This window comes from Streptomyces sp. HPF1205 (assembly GCF_020400825.1).
Taxonomy (GTDB): Bacteria; Actinomycetota; Actinomycetes; order Streptomycetales; family Streptomycetaceae; genus Actinacidiphila.
Genome location: NZ_JAINVH010000012.1, coordinates 166034 through 182229 on the forward strand (window position 1 = coordinate 166034; position 16196 = coordinate 182229).

7 protein-coding genes are annotated in these 16196 nt (G+C 73.8%); 6 read left to right on the forward strand and 1 reads right to left on the reverse strand.

Translation table 11 applies throughout. The features are described from left to right. Window positions 1-37: 37 nt before the first annotated feature. The 6 genes from K7G61_RS16270 to K7G61_RS16295 are packed head-to-tail and all read left to right on the forward strand — an operon-like array spanning window position 38 to window position 11859. Complete coding sequence (locus K7G61_RS16270) at window positions 38-430, forward strand: GPW/gp25 family protein (protein WP_225847604.1); 393 nt, start codon at window positions 38-40, stop codon at window positions 428-430. Then, window positions 427-3567 (forward strand): putative baseplate assembly protein, encoded by a 3141-nt coding sequence (locus K7G61_RS16275; RefSeq protein ID WP_225847560.1) that lies wholly within the window; start codon window positions 427-429, stop codon window positions 3565-3567. The genes K7G61_RS16270 and K7G61_RS16275 overlap by 4 nt, the downstream gene beginning before the upstream one ends. Beyond that, entirely contained in the window at window positions 3564-7343 is a 3780-nt protein-coding gene (locus K7G61_RS16280; RefSeq protein ID WP_225847561.1) for a putative baseplate assembly protein, read from the forward strand. Before K7G61_RS16275 ends, K7G61_RS16280 begins: the two co-directional genes overlap by 4 nt. After that, window positions 7340-9568 (forward strand): hypothetical protein, encoded by a 2229-nt coding sequence (locus K7G61_RS16285; RefSeq protein WP_225847562.1) that lies wholly within the window; start codon window positions 7340-7342, stop codon window positions 9566-9568. Before K7G61_RS16280 ends, K7G61_RS16285 begins: the two co-directional genes overlap by 4 nt. Window positions 9569-9602: 34 nt before the next feature. Further along, window positions 9603-11033, forward strand: coding sequence for a DUF6519 domain-containing protein (locus K7G61_RS16290; RefSeq protein WP_225847563.1), 1431 nt, complete (start codon window positions 9603-9605; stop codon window positions 11031-11033). 1 nt (window position 11034) lies between these two features. Then, entirely contained in the window at window positions 11035-11859 is an 825-nt protein-coding gene (locus K7G61_RS16295) for an N-acetylmuramoyl-L-alanine amidase (protein WP_225847564.1), read from the forward strand. Window positions 11860-12018: 159 nt separating this feature from the next. Here the strand turns inward: K7G61_RS16295 and K7G61_RS16300 are convergent, their stop codons facing one another. Continuing rightward, a complete protein-coding gene (locus K7G61_RS16300) occupies window positions 12019-16086 on the reverse strand; it encodes a beta-galactosidase (RefSeq protein WP_225847605.1) in 4068 nt (1355 codons plus the stop codon). Between the last annotated feature and the right edge of the window lie 110 nt (window positions 16087-16196).

Genomic DNA, 16196 nt, shown 5'->3' on the forward strand with positions numbered 1-16196 from the left:
CACCAGGCGTACGACCGCCCCTGCGCGCGTCGTGGACCTGCCCGCGCAGCCGGCCGGTCCGCGCCGCAGCGACATCGCGTTCCCGTTCCGCGTCGACCGGCGCGGACGCACCGCGGAGGCCGGATACGACGACCACGTCCGGGACATGATCGAGCAGTTGCTCTTCACCGGGCCGGGGGAGCGTGTCATGCGGCCGGACTTCGGGTGCGGGCTTTTGGACCTGGTGTTCGCGCCCGCGGGCCCGGAGGTCGCCTCGGCGCTGCAGTTGTCCGTCCAGGCCGCGCTGCAACGCTGGCTGGGCGACGTCATCGAGGTCGAGTCGCTCGACGTGACGGGCGAGGAGAGCGTGGTGCGGGTGGAGCTGGCGTACACGGTGCTGCGCACGGGGACGCGACGCACCGACGTGTTCGAGGGGGGCGCAGGCGCATGAGTACGGACTGCCGCGACGAGCGGCGGCGCAGGGACGTCCGGGCCGCCCGGCTGAACGGCGTGGACGGGGTCGAGGTGAGCGACGACGGGCTCACCCTCACGGTCACGTTCCTGGGCAAGGCGCCTCACCACGTGCACCCGGGCAACATCCTCATCACCGGCGGCCGCCGGATCACCGGCCTGCGCGCGGTCGAGGTCACCGTCGAGCGCGCGCAGGACCCCGAACTCGACGACCGGATGCACGTGCGGCTCGACCGCTGCGGGGACACCTCCCCGTACCGGCTGTGCGTCGTCGAGTCCGACGCGTACGGGCGGCCGGGCACGCGGCCGTACCGCGGGTTCGATCCGCGCTATCACTGCGCCGGCTTCTCCTTCCAGGCGGGCGGCCCGACCCCGTACGACTGCCGGGACGACGAGGAGAGTCCGCCGCAGTACCCGCGGCGGCCGGTCATCGACTACACCGCGCGCGACTACGACAGCCTGCGACGCCTGGTGCTGGAGCGGCTCAGCCTGACCGCGCCCGCCTGGGTCGAACGGCACGCTCCCGACCTCGGGCTGACCCTCGTCGAACTGCTCGCCCACACCGCCGACCAGCTCTCCTACCAGCAGGACGCGGTGGCGACCGAGGCGTATCTGGACACCGCGCGGCGCCGGGTCTCGGTGCGCCGGCACGTCCGGCTGATCGACTACGCGATGCACGACGGGTGCAACGCCCGCACGTTCGTCGCGCTGGAGGCCGAGCAGCAGCTCACGCTCGGCCGGGGCGAGTTCCGGTTCGCGGCCCTCGACCTGAGCGGGCTCGACGTGCGGGAGCGGCCCGACCTCGGCACCGTGATCGCCGACGAGGACCTGGACGCCCTGTCCGGGCGGGTCCGCCTGGAGGTCTTCGAACCGCTGCCCGGCGGCGACTTCACCGTGCGGCCCGAGCACAACGCCATCAGGCTGTGGACCTGGGGCGACGAGGAGTGCGTCCTGCCCGCGGGGGCCACCTCGGCCTCCCTGCGGGACGGCGAGGGACCCGGCCGGCCCCGCCGGCTGAAGCTGCGGCCGGGTGACCTGCTGCTGCTGGAAGAGGTGCTCGACCCGCGCACCGGCACGGCCGCGGGCGCCGATCCGGCCCACCGTCAGGTGGTCCGGCTCACCGAGGTCACCCCGCTCACCGACACGCTCTACGACCAGCACGTGCTGGAGGTCTCCTGGGCCACCGAGGACGCCCTCGCCTTCCCGCTGTGCGTCTCGGCGCGCGGCGGCGCCGACTGCGCACCGATGCACGACGTCGGCGTCGCGCGCGGCAACGTCGTCCTCGTCGACCACGGCCGCTCCCTCACCTTCTGCGGCGCCGCGCCCGAGTCCTTCGACGTACCGCGGGGCGCGGTGACCCCCGCCTCCTGTGAGCCGCCCGCCTTCGGCTGCGCGGACGAGCGCACCGATACCGACGACGCGACCGCCACCCTGCACGCCCTGCTCGACCGGACCCGCGCCGGCCGCCGGCTCGGCCCCGACCAGGTCCGTGAGGCCGCCGCGGTAGTGGGCGAGGCCGCCGTCACCCGCGCCGGGATCACCCTTCGGCTCGGCCCCGGCGGAGCCGAGAGCGTCGAACCGGCCACCGCCGACGCGCAGGCGACCGCGCTGGTGACGCTCATCGCCCAGGTCACCTACCCGGCGATCGCCCCGCGCCCCCGCCCCGTACTGCGCTTCGCCCAGGTGACCCAGGCGGCGCCCTACCCCGAGCCGGCCCAGGTCGCCGCCGCCCAGGCCCACCTGCTGGCCGCGATCCCGCAGCGGGTACGGACACGGCTGCAGGACCTGTGGCACGCGGCCGAGAACGGCGCGGAACCGACCGAGGCGGAGACGGCCGAGCTGACCGTGCTGTTCGGGGCGTCCACGCTGCGGCGGTACGGCTTCCCCGAACGGCCGGCGCACGCACTGCGCGAGCTGATCGCCCGCTTCGAGCGGCTCCTGGACGGCAAGCTGCGGCGACTGGAGGTGCTCACCGCCCGCGCCCGCGCCGGCACCGTGCTGCACGCCTACGTCGTATGGGAGGCCGCGCAGAGCTGGGGCGAGCGGTACACCGCCGGACTCGACCCGGCCGACCCGGTACTGGCCGGGCCGGCCCGCGCGGTGAACGGGCAGAACCCCCGCGCCGCGCTGCCCGCCGTACGGGCCGGCGCGGGCGACGGCGTGTGGACGCCCCGGCGCGACCTGCTGCGCAGCGGGCCGCGCGACCGCCACCTGGTGGGCGAGGTGGAGAACGACGGACGGCTGGCCCTGCGGTTCGGCGACGGCAGGCACGGCGCCCCGCCACCGCCCGGCGCCCGGCTGGAGGTGGCCTACCGCGTCGGAAACGGCATCGCGGGCAACGTCGGCGCCGACGCCATCAGCCACCTCGTGGTCTGCCGCGACGCGCCCGCCCGCAAGTCGCGCAAGGGCGGCCCCCTCGCCGTCACCCGGGTCCGCAACCCGCTGCCCGCGACGGGCGGCACCGAGCCCGAGGCGCTCGACGACGTACGGCAACTCGCGCCGCCGGCCCTGAAGCGGACCCGGCTGCGGGCCGTCACCGGCGAGGACTACGCCGAACTGGCCGGCCGGGTGCCCGGTGTGCAGCGCGCCGCCGCCGACATCCGCTGGACCGGCAGCGTCCAGGAGGTCCACGTCGCCGTGGACCCCGTGGGCACCGACGCCCCTTCCCGGACCTTGCTCGACGCCGTGGCGCACTCGCTGACCCCGTACCGGCGCATCGGGCACGACCTCGTGGTGCGCCCGGCGACGCTGGTCCCACTGGACGTCCAGGTGACCGTGCTCCTGGCGCCCGGCCACCAGCGCGGCCACGTCCTGGCCGAACTGCGCCGGGTGCTGGGCAACGGCCGTGTGCCCGGCGGGCGGCTCGGGTTCTTCCACCCGGACGCGCTCGTCTTCGGCGAACCGGTGCGGGTCAGCGGCCTCGTCGCGGTCGCCGCCGCCGTACCCGGAGTGCTCAGCGCCCAGGTGACCCGGCTGCGCCGGCTGTTCCGGCCCGACGACGGCGAACTCGCCGCCGGGCTGCTCCGCGTCGGCCCGCTGGAGGTCGCGGCGTGCGACAACGACCCCGACCGGCCCGAGAACGGCCGGCTCTCGCTCGTGATCGGAGGTGGCCGATGACCGGCACCGACTGCCGTTGCGGCTGCGGCGGCGCCGGCGCGCCCACGCCCGCGTCGCTGTTCAACCCGCCCGGCCGCAGCGAACTGCGGTACCGGATCGGCGAGTACGGCACATTCCTGGCCACCATGCTCGACCGGCTGTCGGGCCCCGCCTACCCGGCCCTGCGCGACCTGACGGTGCGCACCCTCGACGACCCGGCGATCGCGCTGATCGACGCCTGGGCGGTCCTGGGCGACCTGCTCACCTTCTACTCCGAGCGCACCGCCGACGAAGGCTACCTGCGCACCGCCACGGAAGACGCCTCGCTCGCCCTGCTCGGCCGGCTGGTCGGGCACCGGCCGCGCCCCGGGGTGGCCGCCGACAGCTTCGTGGCGTACACCCTCGACCGCGACCCGCGCACCGGCCAGGAGGCCGCCGTCACCATCCCGCGCGGCGCCCGCTCCCAGAGCGTTCCGGGACCCGGCGAGGAGCCGCAGTCCTTCGAGACCGACGAGGACCTGCCCGCCCGCTGGTCGTGGAACGAACTCCCCGTACTGCTGCGGCGCCCCTACCAGCTGACGGCCGATCATCTGCGGCGGCGGGCACGGATCTTCGCCGCGGGGACGGCCAACAACATCAAGCCCGGCGATCAGCTGCTGTTCGTCTTCAGCGCCGAGAAGACGGCCGACCGCAGCCGGCGGGTGCTGCTGCCGGTGCCGGACGTCAGCGTCGACCGGGACAGCGGTACCACCGCCATCGGTCTGCCGCGGCCCGCGCTCCCCACCCTCGAAGGGCTCGTCACCGAACTGGGCGACTGGATCACCCCCGGCAGCGAGGGCCGGCCCAACCCCGGTCCGTACCCCTGGCCGAGCGGAAGCCGGATCGTCACCGCGTTCGACACCGACGTGCTCGCCCCGCTCCGCGAGGGCGGCCTGCAACTGATCACCACGGTCGCGAAGTTCGCCGACGTGCTGGACCGCACGATCGAACGGCTGCGGGAGGCCGAGGAGTTCGCCCGCGACTACCCGGACGTCGCCGACTGGTTCGAGGCGCTGGACACCGAACTGGTCACGCTGCGGACCACCGCCCTGCAACTCGAGCCCCCGCAGCCGCCGGAGGACGACCACAAGGCCGCGGTGGCGCCGCCCGGTTCCGGCGAGGACGGGCCCGCCACGGTCGCCGACCCGGCCGTCAGCGGCCTCGGCCCCCTGCTCGCCGCGCTGCGCAAGACCGCGGCGCGCCCACCCGCGAACGCCCGTCACCTCGCCCGCGACCCCGAGCACATCTACGCCCCCGGCTCCGATTCCGCCGCCCAGTTGCTCCCCGCGCTCGACCCGCGCCTCGCCGACGGCCTCTACGCCGCCTGGCGCGCCGTCGACCTGACCGTGCCGCTCGCACTGCGCGAGGTCCAGGCGATGCGGGTCACCGCCACCCCGTTCGGCGCGACCGCACCGCTCAAACCCGTCTACGACGCCGCCAACCACGTCATCCGCAACGACGAGTGGCCGCTGACCGGCACCAAGCTCGTCAGCATGCGCGTGGGGTACGACGACCCCGGGGTCGTACCGCGGCAGGCCGAATTCGGCTACACCGAGGGGGGCGGCTCGGTCAGCACCTCGTTCTCACTGCCCCGCGACGACGGCCCCCACGAGTTCGGCCCCGGCCGCATCGAACTGACCACCACTGAACCGGCCCAGCCGCAGCGCCGCCAGGCCGACGCCAGGGAGCCGGGCGTCACGGCCGAGCTCCTGCCCGACCTGCCCGAGCGGACCGTCTTCGTCTCCCGGACCGGTGACGACGGCCGGGTCCACGTCACGATCACGGGGGCGGGCGCGGGCGCGGACTTCGACCGGCGCCTCGCACCCGGAGACGAGGAGACCGCGACGCAAGGGGAGTGGAAGGTGCTCGTGCGGCGCGCCGCCGCCTCGGACCCGCCCTCGGTCGAGCTGACCTTCACCTCCCAGCTCGCCCCGACCTCCCGTAACGTCATCGCTCTCGACGCGGTCTACGACGGCATCGCCGCGGGCAGTTGGGTCGTGGTGGACAGGCCGCGCAAGGGCGTGCCGGGCCAGGTCCCCGGTGACCCGAAGCTGTCCCGGGTCGTCACCCGCGTCAGCGGCGCGCGCGTCCTGTCCCGCGCGGACTTCGGCGTCACCGGCAAGGTCACCGAACTCACCCTTGAGGACCCCTGGCTGGACGAACAGGACACGCTGCTCTCGCAGATCCGCGACACCACCGTCTACGCCCGCGGTGAGGGCCTGCGACTCGCCCCGGAACCGGTCACCGACGACGTCGCCGGGGACACGATCGAACTGGCCGGCCTCTACGACGGCCTGGCCCCCGGCCGCTGGATCATCGTCACCGGCGAACGCACCGACATCCCCGCGACGCCCGGCGTCACCGGCACCGAACTCGCCATGGTGGCGGGCGTCGAGCAGGACGTGGACCCGGCACTGCCCGGCGACACCGTCCACACCACCCTGCATCTGACCGCCGCCCTCGCGTACCGCTACAAGCGGCAGACGGTGAGGATCCACGGCAACGTGGCCCACGCCACCCACGGCGCCACCCGGGACGAGCCGATCGGCAGCGGCGACGCGAGCAGGCCCGGCCAGACCTTCGCGCTCTGGCAGTCCCCGCTGACCTGGCTCGCCGCCGACACCCCGGAGGGCGCGCGAAGCACCCTGCAGATCCGCGTCGACGGCGTCCTGTGGCACGAGGTCGACAGCCTCGCCGGCCGCGGGCCCAAGGAGCGTGTCTACGTCACCGGCACCGCCGACGACGGACGGATCACCGTGACCTTCGGCGACGGCGTGCACGGCGCACGGCTGCCCACCGGGCAGGAGAACGTCCGCGCACGCTACCGGGTGGGCATCGGCAAAGCCGCCAACGTCGCCGCCGGCCGGATCACCCAGCCCACCACCAGGCCGCTCGGCGTCTCGGCGGTGACCAACCCGCTGCCCGCCACGGGCGGCGCCGACCCCGACGGCCCGGGCCTGGCCCGCCGCAACATCCCCCTGGCGGTCTCGGCTCTCGACCGGCTCGTGTCCGTACCGGACTACGAGGACTTCAGCCGCTCCCGCGCCGGAATCGGCCGGGCGAGCGCGACCCGCCTGTACGACGGGGTCCGGCAGGTCGTGCACGTCACCGTCGCAGGAGTCGACGACATCCCGATCGCCGAGGACGCCGACCTGCTGGTCGCGCTGCGCTCCTCCCTCGCCGAGTACGGGGACCTGCACCTGCCCGTCGAGGTCGCCGTCCGCGAACGGGTACTGCTGGTCCTGGCGGCCGAGGTCAAGGTCGCCGCCGACCACTCGTGGGACCTGGTCGAGCCGCAGGTGCGCGCCGCACTGCTGGCCCGGCTCGGCTACCCGGGGCGTGAACTCGGCCGGCCCGCCCACCTGTCGGAGGTGCTCGCCACCGCGCAGGCCGTCCCCGGCGTCGACCGGATCGACGTGACCGCCTTCACCGGCGTGCCGGGCAGCCTCACCCCCGACGGCCTGGAGCACCTCGCCGAGCAACTCACCACCCCGCAGAGCGTGGTGCGGGCACGGCTCGCCCGCTACGACGAGCAGCGGTACCGCGTCCGAGGCGAAGCCGAGAGCCTGACCGCGATCGCCGCCCGCTTCGGCATCACCGTCGCCGACCTGCTGCGCCTCAACCCGGGCATCACCGGCACCCGGCCGATCGAGCCCGGCCGCGCTGTCGTCGTCTTCCGCGGCATCCGCCCCGCCCAACTCGCGGTGCTCGCCCCCGAACTGCCGGACACGCTGATCCTGAAGGAGGCGACCCGATGAGCCCGACGAGCGGCCGGGACCCCGACGGCCGGTACGGCAGCCGCGACCCCGACGGGCTGTACGCCCGGCTCCCGCAGTGGCACCGGATGCGGGACGCCGAGGCCGGCGAGCCGTTGCGGGCACTGCTGGCCGTCATCGCCGAACAGGCCGACCTGGTACGCAGCGCCATCGAGCAGAACTACGATGACTGGTTCGTCGAGACCGCCGCCGACTGGGCACTGCCCTACCTCGGCGACCTCGTCGGCTACCGCCTCCTGCCCGGCTACGAGGACACGCCCGGCACCGACCGCGGTCTGGCCGAGTGGCTCGCCCCGCGCCGCGACGTCGCCGACACGGTGGCCAACCGCCGCCGCAAAGGCACCCTGGCGCTGCTGGAGGAGCTGAGCGCGAGCGTCGCGGGGTGGCCCGCGCGGGCAGTCGAGTTCTCCCGCCTGCTCGCCGCGACGCAGCCGGTGCGGCTGTTCCGGGCCGACGAGGGGGTGGCCGACCGGCACAGGCTGCGCCGCGGACACCTGGCCGACCTGCGCGACGGCGACGGCCTCGACCTGCTCGGCAGCCCCTTCGACGGGCAGGCGCACACCGCGGACGTCCGGCGGGCAGCCTCACCGCGCAGGCAGGGCGGCTACACACCGGCCGGTGTCGGCCTGTTCGTGTGGCGGCTGGGGCCGTACGCCATCTCGCGCGGTCCCGCCTACTGCCTCGACCGGGCCCGCAACCTCTACACCTTCTCCATTCTGGGCAATGACAGCCCGCTGGTGACCAAGCCGGAGCCCGAGCCGTCGGCCACGCACATCGCGGCCGTCGACAACGTGCCCGCGTACATCAGCCGCCGGCTGCTGGCCGACCGCCTCGCCGACTACTACGGGCCCGGGAAGTCCTTCGCGATCTGGCGGGACGGCGAGTTCCAGCCGGTCCCCCTCGCCGACATCGTCGTCGCCGACCTCACCGACTGGACCTACCGGCCCCGCCGCGGACAGGTCTGCGTCGACCCCGAACTGGGCCGGATCGCCTTCGGTACCCGCTCGGCACCGCGGCGCGGCGTGTGGGTCACGCACCACTACGCCTTCGGCGACGACATGGGCGGCGGCCAGTACCCGCGCGACCGCGTCACCCCGCGCGAGGCCGCCGTCTACCGCGTCGGCCCCGGGCGCACCCACGAGCGCATCAACGACGCCTACGAGCAGTGGCGGACCGACAGGTCCTCCGGTGCGGCCGGGGCCTCGGCGATCATCGAGATCACGCACAGCGGCGCCTACCAGGAGCAGCTCGACTTCGCACTCGACCCCGGCGAGCGGCTGGAGTTGCGGGCCGCGGAGGGCACCAGGCCGGTGATCCGCCTGCTCGACTGGTACAGCAACCGCCCCGACGCGCTCAACGTCCGCGGCAACCCGGGGGAAGGCCCGGGCGGGCGGCTCGTGCTCGACGGGCTGCTCGTCACCGGCCGCGGCCTCAGCGTCACCGGCCCGCTCGGCAGCCTGATGATCCGGCACTGCACCCTCGTACCGGGCTGGTCCCTGGAGCACCACTGCGCACCCCGGTCGCCCCAGGAGCCCAGCCTCGTCCTGGACTGCACCACCGCCTGCGTGCAGATCGAGCGCAGCATCCTCGGCACGATCCGGGTGATCGGCGACGAGGTGGGCACCGAGCCCCTGCCGATCCACATCGCCGACAGCATCCTCGACGCAACCGCGGACGATCTGGAGGCGCTGTCCGCACCCGACTGCCGCCACGCACACGCCGTCCTGCACGCCCAGCGCACCACCGTCATCGGCGAGGTCCACACCGACACCGTCGAGATCGCCGAGGACTGCCTGTTCACCGGCCCGCTGCACGTGGCCCGCCGCTCGGTCGGCTGCATGCGCTTCAGCTACGTTCCGCCCGCCTCGCGCACCCCGCGCCGCTACCAGTGCCAGCCCGACCTGGTGCGCGCCGCCGTCGACGAGCGCGTCGAACGCGGCGAGCTGGGCGCCGCCGAGGCCGCGGCCGAACGCGAGGCCGAAGCCCGGCGCGTACGGCCCCGATTCACCTCCGTGCGCTACGGCACACCCGCTTACGGGCAGCTCGCCAGGGGCTGCGCCACCGAGATCACCCGCGGCGCCGGGGACCGTTCGGAACCCGGCGCCTTCCACGACCTGTTCCAGCCCCAGCGCGAGGACAACCTGCGGGCCCGGCTCGCCGAGTACTCCCCGGCCGGCACGGACGCCGGACTCTTCTTCGTCTCCTGACGCACCACCCGTGAAGCCCGAAAAAGGGGGAACCATGCACGCCGACTTCTCGCGCGTGACCTTCCGGCCCACCGAGCACTACGCCGCGGTCCTCGCCCAGCAGGGCCGCGTCCAGCTGGACGCCGACGCCAACGAGCAGGCGGCCATCGAACTCCACCGCGTCCGCACCCTTGCCGCAGACGTCATCGGGCGCAACGGCGGCCCGCTCGGCGCGGCCGGTTTCGCCATCGACCACGTGGCCGGCGACCACGAGGCGGACGACCTGACCATCGGCAGCGGCCGCTACTACGTCGACGGGATCCTCCTCGACGCGACGCGGCCCGAACCCGGCCAGGCGGTCCCGGAGGACGGCGTGTGGCCGCCCGGGCAGGACGAGTCCGGTGCCTCGGGCTCCTCGTGGACGTACTGGGACCAGCCCGACGCCTACCGCGACCCGGAACACGACCAGGACCGGCTGCCCAGCCGGTTCCCGTACCTGGTCTACCTCAAGGTGTGGGAGCGCGCCGTCACCGCCGCGGAGGACCCGGCGATCCGCGAGGTCGCCCTCGGTACGGCGATGCCCGACACCGCGGCCCGCCTCAAGACGGTCTGGCAGGTGCTGCCGCTGCCCGCGCAGGAGCTGGACGTCCCCGACGGCCCGGCGGAGACCGTCCGCAACGCCTTCGAGACCTGGGCCGACGCCCAGCAGACCTCCACCGCCCGGCTGGCCGTGCGCACCCGGCGCCCCGAGCACGCCGACGAGGACCCCTGTATGGTCCGTCCCGGAGCCCGCTACCGGGGCGCCGAGAACCAGCTCTACCGCATCGAGATCCACCACGGGGGAACGGCCGCCGAGGGCGCCACCTTCAAGTGGTCGCGCGAGAACGGCAGCGTCGTCTTCCCCGTCTCCGGGATCGACGGCACCTGGGTGGCGCTGGCCACCCTGGGCAACGACGACAAACTCGTGCTCGACGCCGGCGACTGGATCGAGATCGCCGACACCGCCTACACCAGCAGGGGCGAGCCCGCTCCACTGCTGCGGGTCGAGGAGGTCGACCTGCCCGGCCGCCGGGTGCGCCTGTCCGGCGAGCCGGTGCCGGGGGTCGGCCGGCGCGCCGACCGCCATCCGTTCCTGCGGCGCTGGGACCACGGCGCGGCCGGCGGCCCCGGCTCGCCCCGGCAGGCCGGCGGCGCCCTGCAGATCCCCGAGGGATCCTGGACCGACCTGGAGGACGGCCTTCAGGTGTGGTTCCGGCCGGGCGGCGCGTACCGCCCCGGCGACTACTGGACCGTTGCCGCCCGCACGGTCACCGGCACTGTGGAGTGGCCGCAGAACGCGGCCGGCGAGCCGCTGCTGCTGCAGCCGGCCGGCATTCGCGTCCACTACGCCCCGCTCGCCTGGGTGACCAGCGCGAGCTCGGTGGTGGACCTGCGGCGCACCTACCGCCGGCTGACCGACCCGGCCCCGGCCGCACAGGAGAACTGACGTGGCCTTCTGCCCGTTCGCCACCACCAGGCTGCTCGCCCCGCCCGGCACCCCTCGCCCGACCATCAACCCGACGCAGATCGTCGTCCACACCATGGGATCCACGCCGGCCGCCGCGGACCGCCGCTTCCGGCGCGCCGACGCCCACGGCCACGCGATCGGGCAGAGCCACTTCGGAATCGGCCGCGACGGCACCATCGTGCAGTGGATCGACACCACCGCACGAGCCGACGCGACCTACCGGGCCAACCGCCGCGCCGACACCACCGGAGCCGTCGCCGTCACCACCGAGGGCCACGCGTGGCAGCCGTGGACCGACGCCCAGACCGACGCGCTCGTCCGGCTGCACGTGTGGCTGCTGCGTACACACCCCACGATCGGCCGCCGGGTGTGCCGTTCCGCCGCCGACCCGGGCCTCGGCCACCACACCCTGTTCGGTGCCTGGACCGCGCGGACCCATTCCTGCCCGGGACGGCTGAGGGCGCCCCAGTGGAACGAGACCGTGATCCCTCGCGTCCTGGCCGCTTTCGGAACGCGGTACGGCGACCCGACACCCGACCAGCTCGCCGCGGCCTTCGTCACGCAGATGACCGGCGAAGGCGAGGACGCACCGCCGGAAAAGCCCCCGTTGCCCGCACTGCCCCGGGCCGACGAACCCGCCGCCCTCCCGGCAGCCGGCCCGCCCCCGGCCCCGCCGGCCCCCGGCGGCCCGGCCGTACGGGGGCCGGACCCCGAGCCGCCGCACACCCCCTCCGTTCAGGTCGTGGTGCACGCGGTCCGCGACTTCTTCCTGCCCGACTCGGCGCCGAAGCGGGACCACCCGTAGGGCACGGGCACCCGCCGGGCGTTCGACGGGATGCCGTTGAAGACGCTCGCAGCGGCCCGCCGCGCGAGGCGTTCTGCCGCTGAGCCCGGCTCAAGGCGCGGCACGCGTACGCCCGTCCGGCCGGCGGCCGGACGGGCGTACGACGGTGTCGGGCGGGGGTCAGCCGCAGGTCAGCACGGGCGTCCCCCAGTCGCCGTGGTCCTGCCCGTTGCCGTCTCCCGCGTCGCCGACCCGCAGGTCCAGGACCTGGGCGCCGGTGACGTCCACGTTGATCGGGACGGCCGCCTGGCGGCCGCGGATCGTCTGGGTGGTGGTGAGGACCTTGCCGTCGGCGAGCACCGAGAAGGTGACGGTGCCGCCGCCGCCCGTCTCGTCGTCGACGCCCACCGCGGCGGTCAGCCGGGTGCAGGTGCCGGCGAGGTAGAGCTGGACGTCGCTGATCGAGTTGGTGCCCAGCCCCTTGGCGTACTTCGTGCCGGCGATGGTGATCGGCCTGCCGTCGCCGGCCGCCTGCTCGCCGACGCTGGTGTCGCGCTCCACCGGCCCCCAGCCGTTGGAGGCGGACAGGAAGGGCAGGTCGCTCACCGCGTTCTGCCCGGCCGGCGGCACCGGCGGTATCGCCTTCATGACGCGCTCGTCGGCGGCGGTGGCCGCCTTCCCGCGCTGGGTGAAGTGCGCGGTCGCTGTCAGCGCCGAGGCGTCGGGCAGCGTCCCGCCGGGCGGGGTGACCGTCCAGCGGATGGCCGCCGACGTGCCGGGCGTGACCCGGGTGACCGCCGGGGGCTGCGGGGCGCTCGCTGTCCAGCCGTCGGGCAGCGTGAGGGCCGCCGTCAGGGCGGAGACCGTCGGCTGGTCCGCCGGGACGCTCACCGTCGCGGTCGCGGTGAAGGGGGTGCCCGCCTGGGCGGTGCCCGGCACGTCGAGCGCGACGTGGGCGCCGGGTGCCTTCGGCATGGCGTACGCCCTGGGGTCGTAGCGCGGGCCGGCGTTCTGCGCTACGCGCAGCGACGAGGCGTAGCTGCCGTAGTTCGTCAGCTCCACCTTGCCGAGCCCGCCGGTGGTGCCGTCCAGGTTCCATACCGCGATGGCGATGGTGTTGTGGCCGTTGGGGTCGAGGATGCCGTTCGGCACCGGGAAGGAGTGCTGTGGGCCAAGGTAGTTGACGTAGTTGCCGACCTGCCAGCCGTTGACGAAGATCGTCGCGCGGTACCGGCGCGCCGGGTCGTCGGTGAACGTCAGGCCGACCGAGGTGTCCTGGTGGTGCGGCAGGTCGAGGTCGGCGTCCGTGCGGTACCAGGAGACGCCCGGGGTGGTGTCGGTGGCGGGAAGGGTGACGTCCTGCCAGGACTCGTCGGGGTAGCCGGGCAGGTCCCAGCCGGCCCGCTCGCCGTACAGGCCGCCGTTGTTGAGCGGGCCGCGCACGGTGTCGACCGGGTCCTCACCGCCCCGCACGCCCTGGATGCGCCAGGTGACCGGGGTGAGCGGCGCACCGGTCAGGGAGGCGGTGGTCAGGCCGCGGGCGGTCTTGTTGCCGTTGGAGGAGCCGTAGTCCTCCTCGTGGCCCATGTTGACGGTCAGCACGGACAGTACGTTGTCGCCGGTGGGCTTCACCGCGCCGGCGGGGAAGGTGAAGTCGGCGCTGCCCGTGGTGGAGCTGCCCAGGAAAGTGCCGTTGAGCCAGGCGGAGAAGGCCTGGGCCCGGCCGCCGGAGTCGGACACCAGGTGGATTCCGGTCTCGGAGCCGGAGGCCCGGAAGCGGCCGCGGTACCAGGTGTTGCCGGTGTGGAAGCCGTAGTCGTCGGCGTAGAGCACCGGCAGCGAGTTGACGCCCGAGGAGCTGTTGGTGGTGGTCTTGTCGGCCACCTGCCAGCCGGAGTCGTCGAAGCCGGGTGCGGCCTCGGGGGACTCCTCGGCGTGCTTCCAGTCGGTCAGCGCGGGCAGCGTGACGGGCGCGGCGACCGGGATCTGTGCGGTGCGGCTGCCGGTGGCGGTGGCGGTGGTGGACAGGGTGCGGCCGTTCCATGTGACGGTGTCCGCCGAGGTGAAGACCTCGATGTCCTTGTCGTCGGCGTTGTCGCCGGTCAGCGCGACGATGTGGCCGCCGTCGAGGCTGGTGGCGGTGCGCAGCAGGTGGGTGCCGCGGACCAGGACCGGGCCGGTGGCGGTGTCCTGGCGCCAGAAGGTCGCCGCGGTGGCCTTGTCGCCGACGAGCAGCAGCTGCGGGCGGGAGCCGCCGCCGCTGATGGCGATGCGCAGCAGGCCGTCGTGGGTGTAGTTCAGCCGCAGGTCGCCGGTGGCCGGGTCCCAGGTGGTGGCGACGTCGCCGCCGGTGGCGGTGACGGTGGGCCGGGAGGTGTAGCGCAGCACCGTCTCGCCGTCGCTGCCCTTGTCGCCGTAGAGCACCGAGACGTCCCGGCCGCCGATCGCGGCGGTGGTCATGATCTCGGACGTGGAGTACTGCAGCTGGGTGTCGCCGAGCTTGTCGTCGGCGACGATGATGTGCGAGTCGCGGCCGTCGAGGGTGATCGCGGTGCCGGGCTGCTGTGGGACGACGGGGTAGGTCGGCTGGAGCGTCTCGCCGTCCTTGGGCACGTCGATGGCGTCGATCGCCACGAAGTTGTCGGTGGACGCGGAGCTGTGGCTGCCGGTCACGACGATCTTCAGGGTGTGGGAGCCCGCGGCCAGTCCGCTCTTCTGGAAGACCACCGCCTGGCTCTCGCCGCCGGAGTCGTCGACCGTGGCGACCTTGGCGCCGTCGAGGTAGACGTCGGCGTAGCCGTGATTGTCGGTCTTTGAGCCGATCCAGCGCACGGCGGTGCCGTCGAAGGGGACGGTGACCGAGTCGCCCTTGGTGTTGGAGAAGGACTCGGTGTGCTTGTAGTCGCCGCCGGTGTAGCTCTGGTCGGCCACGTGCGACCACGCGCCGGCGTAGGCCAGCGCCGGATCGGGGTCGTCCCAGGTGTAGGAGGTGTCGGCGGCGGGCTTGGCGTTGAAGTCCAGGGAAATGTGGGTCCTGTCCACCGCGGTGGACGTGGAGTTGCCGTGCCGCAGCACGTGGAACTGCGTCCCGGTGTCCGGGTTCCTGCGGGCGGTGTCGATGACCGCGGGGTCGTCCGGCGGGATGGTCCTGATCTGGTCGGTCTTGGTCAGCGGCGCCTCGGACTGGGTGAAGTAGCCGATGAGTTTGTCCTCGTCGTACTTCGGGTCGAGCTGCCGGGTCTCCCGGATCGCGGCGCCGTAGTCGTAGGAGGTGTAGTTCTCCGGCATGCCCAGCCAGCCCCAGTTGGTGCCGCCGTAGGTCATGTAGAAGCTCTGGGCGGTGGCGCCGACCGCGATGTTCTGCTTGTAGAAGACGTTCGCGAACTGGTCGTTGATCAGCTGGGCGCACTTGTCGTAACCCGGGCCGCCCCACGGGTCGAAGGCGCCGCCCTGGAACTCCGGGGTGTAGAGGGGCCTTCCCGCCGGGTGGTCGTAGCTGATGTCGGGCACGCCGGCCCACTGCGTGGGGCTGGAGCAGTTGAAGCCCTGCGGGTAGGAGTCCGGGCCGTCGACGTCGAGGGCGCCGTCACCGGAGTTGAACGTGCCGTTGTTGTTGCCGGTGAGGGGAACGGTGATGCCGTCGGCGCGGGCCTTGTCCTCCAGGTGCTTCATGTACGCGCGGGCGGAGGCGGAGCCGTTGTAGTACTCGTTCTCCACCTGGTAGGCGATGACCGTGCCGGTGCCGTTCGTCAGCTGGTGGCGGGCGAGGATGCGGTCGATCTGCGTGAGCCACTCGTCGGCGTACTTCAGGAACTGCGGGTCGTCGGTGCGGTTCTGCTCCTTTTTGGTGGTGAGCCAGCCGGGGAGCCCGCCGCTGTCGACTTCCGCGTTGATGTACGGGGCCGGGCGCGCGATGACGTACAGGCCGGCCTGCTGCGCCATGTCGAGCAGCTTGTCGACGTCGCGCACGCCGGTGAAGTCGTACACGCCCGGCGCGGGCGAGTGGTAGTCCCAGTCGAAGTACAGGGACGTGGCGTTGAAGCCGGCGGCCTTCATCTTCTGGAAGATGTCCAGCCACAGGTCCGGGCTGGGCAGCCGGAAGTAGTGGAACTCGCCGGACCACAGGTAGGTGCGGTCGCCGTCGACGAGGAACGAGTAGCCGTCGAAGGTCACCTTGTGCGGCGTGCCCGCGGCGGCGGGAGCCCCGGCGGGCGCCTTCGCGGTGTGCCCGGCGGCGTCGGCGGCCATCGCGGGGACCGCCTGACCGGCGGACAGGGCGAGGGCCACGGCCGCCGCGGCCGTGGCCCACCACCTTCTGCGGCGGCCGGATCTCCCGGCCGCGGAGTCGTACGGATGAC